At 52.4% G+C, this 3,434-nt stretch carries 4 protein-coding genes; 2 read left to right on the top strand and 2 right to left on the bottom strand.

Annotation, left to right across the window (positions count from 1 at the left end; all coding sequences use genetic code 11):
* Positions 1-746, bottom strand: a 746-nt coding sequence (locus AACR41_RS00215) for a hypothetical protein (RefSeq protein ID WP_200870520.1), incomplete at its 3' end; no start/stop codon positions are given.
* Between the two features lie 181 nt (positions 747-927).
* Here AACR41_RS00215 and AACR41_RS00220 point away from each other — a divergent pair.
* Together AACR41_RS00220 and AACR41_RS00225 are read left to right on the top strand one after the other, a co-directional pair.
* Complete coding sequence (locus tag AACR41_RS00220) at positions 928-1,158, top strand: hypothetical protein (RefSeq protein ID WP_030008325.1); 231 nt, start codon at positions 928-930, stop codon at positions 1,156-1,158.
* 82 nt (positions 1,159-1,240) lie between these two features.
* Entirely contained in the window at positions 1,241-1,759 is a 519-nt protein-coding gene (locus tag AACR41_RS00225) for a hypothetical protein (RefSeq protein ID WP_030008326.1), read from the top strand.
* Positions 1,760-1,841: 82 nt separating this feature from the next.
* Here the strand turns inward: AACR41_RS00225 and AACR41_RS00230 are convergent, their stop codons facing one another.
* Complete coding sequence (locus tag AACR41_RS00230) at positions 1,842-2,828, bottom strand: hypothetical protein (RefSeq protein WP_030008327.1); 987 nt, start codon at positions 2,826-2,828, stop codon at positions 1,842-1,844.
* Positions 2,829-3,434 lie beyond the last annotated feature (606 nt).

Below are 3,434 nucleotides of genomic sequence, written 5' to 3' on the forward strand. Positions count from 1 at the left end.
CCCTGTTGGTCACTGCGCAACGACCAGTTACCATTGCTCGTCAAACAAGCCACAAAGGGTGCTTGGGGATATTGCCCATAGAGTCGCGCACAAATGTCAGACGTTAATCCATCTTCCTCAACGGATAGGGCCACAAAGGGAATATCCGGGTAGCCCGCCACCGCACCAAACTCAACCCGCGCCACCGCCGCCGCGATCGCCTCTTGTTTTTCGATGAGTAATGCCCGACCAATGGGAACGAGGGTGAGTATATCCATCTGTTCTAGCTCGTCCATCATGGCGAAGGTGCGGCCAATCTTGCCCATCGCCTCGTGGATTTCTTCGGTGTGGGGGAGTTGGTTTTGCCACAGATCGCGATCGCGCACATAGGTTAGAAAATCAGGCAAGGGGCGCTCTGGAAATAACGTCCGCCAAGCCAGGGTTGCGCCACATTCAGCCATGGAAAAATGGATCGTCGGCTGGGCCAAAATGCCCGCACTCAAGGACTCTAGGGCGGTTTTGTGGTGGTCAATGATCGTCACCGTTACCCCCTGGGCCTGCCAGTCCCGAATTTGGCGATCGCCATAACAAAAATCCACAATGAACAGGCGATCGCCCTGGTGTGGTTTGACGGGGGGCGGTTCCCCGTGGCGGGCCCCAAGTACCGTCGCCGCCGGATATTTTTTATGGACAACCCAGGCCGCCGCAATCCCATCGGCACAATCGAGGCCGGGCTTGAGCTGGTGATACAAAATAAAATCTGCCATATAGTCCATTTTAAACACGACAGCCCATCCCCCAGCGGCAAAGATTAAAAGTCTGTTTTTCAAGGGTGGCTAGGGAGGATCGGCGATCGCCAATTAACTTTGCTCTACCTAAAGAAGACCCCCTTTCATGGCGTTTTGTAGGATTGACCTGTTCAAAAAAAACGAAGAGGAATCCTCAACCATGATCACCGTCAAAGTTGTTTCCAAAAGCACCGGCAAAGACCTCAAAGGAAAACGCGTCAGACTCGGTTTTGATGGCAATTGGTTACCGGGAAATTTAAGCGCAGATGAATATACCGATAGCAACGGCGAAGCCCACTTTGATTACGATTCGGCGAAGGGTTGCATCTATGTCAACGGTTCTACCAAGTATCGCGGTCGCTTGGAGGGGCGCATTGTGGTCTACATCTAAACCCTAATCCTCAGTCCCCCCTGCCCTTGGGGGGCAACGCTTCACCTCTTATTGACTCTCATTTTTAGCGAGACCGAAAACGATGGAAACGGAATTCAAATTTAGCCGTGATTTCAAACATATCGAGTGGTTCAACACTTACAAACTCAACTTTCTGCGGGCCCTTTTTGCCACGCCGATCTTGGCAGTGATCTCCGCGAACTCGCCCGATGTGAATTACTTTTTCATTTTTTTCATTTATCCTTTCATCTATCCCATTTTGACGGGGCCAATCATCTACTTTCTCTTTCTCGTCATCGACGCAATCTGTAGCTTCATGGATAACCATGCCCTTGACCTCATCATTGGCCAAGGGATCAAAATGGTTCTCTCCTTGGGGATGATTGCCTGCGGTGATCCCTTCGTCTATCTACTGCATAAGCTGACGTTCAAACGCTACCCTGGTCTGGTTCCGGTTAGAAAGCCTGGTCTTATTTCATTTTGTCCGATTATTTTCGTCATCACTCCCCCACAGGAGCGACTGGCTGGGCTGGGGCCGGGTGAACTAGATGAGTTGGATGAACTGGATAGGGACGAAGTAGAAGACAATCATCAAATCTAAAGCTGATCCCCCCAGTAGCAAAAAGGGGGGATCTTTGGCCTGTGGCGATCGCCTTAGTTTTGGTTGCCTTAATTCCGGTCGGTTAGTTCTGGTCGGCGTAGCTACGGCGCACTAATTTCAAGTAGCTTTTGGCGGTGTCGTAGGGGACTTTGAGGTGTTTGGCGATCGCCTTGAGGGATTCTCCGGCTTGGTAGCGCACAAAGATCGTCGCCCGCGTCCGACAGACTTTTTGGGCGCGATCGCCATTGGGTCGTTTTTGCTGCTGTAAAAGGTGCGCTGTCACGGATTCGATGCGCCGCTGTCGCTCCTCTGGATCGAGCACCAGATCGAGGGGCTGGTGGGGGTGCCGCTCCTGGAACCGTTGCCGCAACAGTTCATTTTCGGCCTGGAGGGTCGCCAGTTGCGATCGCCAGACCGCTGGCACAACCGCCGCCGTTTCTGTGGAGGGCGTTTGTAGGGCTTCGAGGCGTGCCATCGCCCGCTTCAGGGTTTTCCCCTGGACATGGACTGCTGTATGGATAATCTGTTGCAACGAAATATCCACCACCGTCGGCTGTTCGACAATATTATGGATCGCGTGGCGATGTTTGAGGGCGAGGCGCAAATCTGCCTGGAGTTCCGCGAGGGCGGCCTGGAGATCTGCGGCTAGGGGGGCTGCTCCGGGCTGCGGTTCCCGAAACAAAAAACCGTCCGTCTCCCAACCAGTAATCCCCTGGATCCAGGTGCGAATCCCCAGGGTGGCAAATTTCCGGAAGGCTTGTTGGGCTTCCTTGGTGGGCCGTTGCGACTCAAAGGCATACCACTCCAAAATACGGGCGCACACATGGTCTTTCAGTACCCGTGTCTGCTGAAACTCATCACAACTGATTGACAGGGTCAATTCCTTGTCCTGTAAGGGTTTCAAAAATTCCGGACAAGAACTCGTCATAACCCTCTTGACGAGTTTATTAACTGATGAAGCATCGACACCACAGAGGCGGGCTAACCCGGATTGGCTCATGCCGGATTCCCCCGTTGCTTGGATTGTGAAAAATTCGATGTCGTTTTCTGCGTAGCGTAAAATAGCCATGGTGACCTCCTGTGAAGGTTACGCCCAGTGGGGTTTTGGTGTGGCTGCACCAGGCCCGCGACTGGGGTTTAACGTTGGTTTAAAGATTTTAAATTGCCCACATTTTACCCCAGGGCTGACAATATCCTGTCCCTAAAAGCAGTCAACCGTTACGAAATCTAAAGTTATGGCCCCAAAGCTGGCCTAATTTCCAGGGGATGTATAGACTAAAAAACAAGTTTAGGAACTGCGATCTCCACAGGTCGCCCGAACCTTGAAAGCCGCATTATTACGTTGACCTATGGAGATGCCTTACCCAGTAAGGTTTTCAGGCGTCGAAAAAGAGTAATTTCCAAGGGTTTTGGTCTGATTTTTCGGCTGTTTTGACCCCTATGGAGATCCGCAGGGTTCAAAGGCAGTCAGAGCAAAGGTTTCAAAATGGGTCTCTTTCCAACCCAACTCCCCGCAAGGGGACGGAAACCCCGCCCCCCAACGGGACGACCAAAACCTGCTGGGGTCTTTCCAACCCAACTCCCCGCAAGGGGACGGAAACTCCCACGTATGTGGGGTTTGAAGTGTTTTTCTCAAGCTTTCCAACCCAACTCCCCGCAAGGGGACGGAAACACC

It is taken from the genome of Picosynechococcus sp. NKBG042902 (assembly GCF_963864045.1).
GTDB lineage: Bacteria > Cyanobacteriota > Cyanobacteriia > Cyanobacteriales > MRBY01 > MRBY01.

Coding starts and splice junctions, on each gene's coding strand:
- AACR41_RS00220 (WP_030008325.1), top strand. CDS start 928: ATGATCACCGTCAAAGTTGTTTCCAAAAGCACCGGCAAAGACCTCAAA.
- AACR41_RS00225 (WP_030008326.1), top strand. CDS start 1,241: ATGGAAACGGAATTCAAATTTAGCCGTGATTTCAAACATATCGAGTGG.
- AACR41_RS00230 (WP_030008327.1), bottom strand. CDS start 2,828: ATGGCTATTTTACGCTACGCAGAAAACGACATCGAATTTTTCACAATC.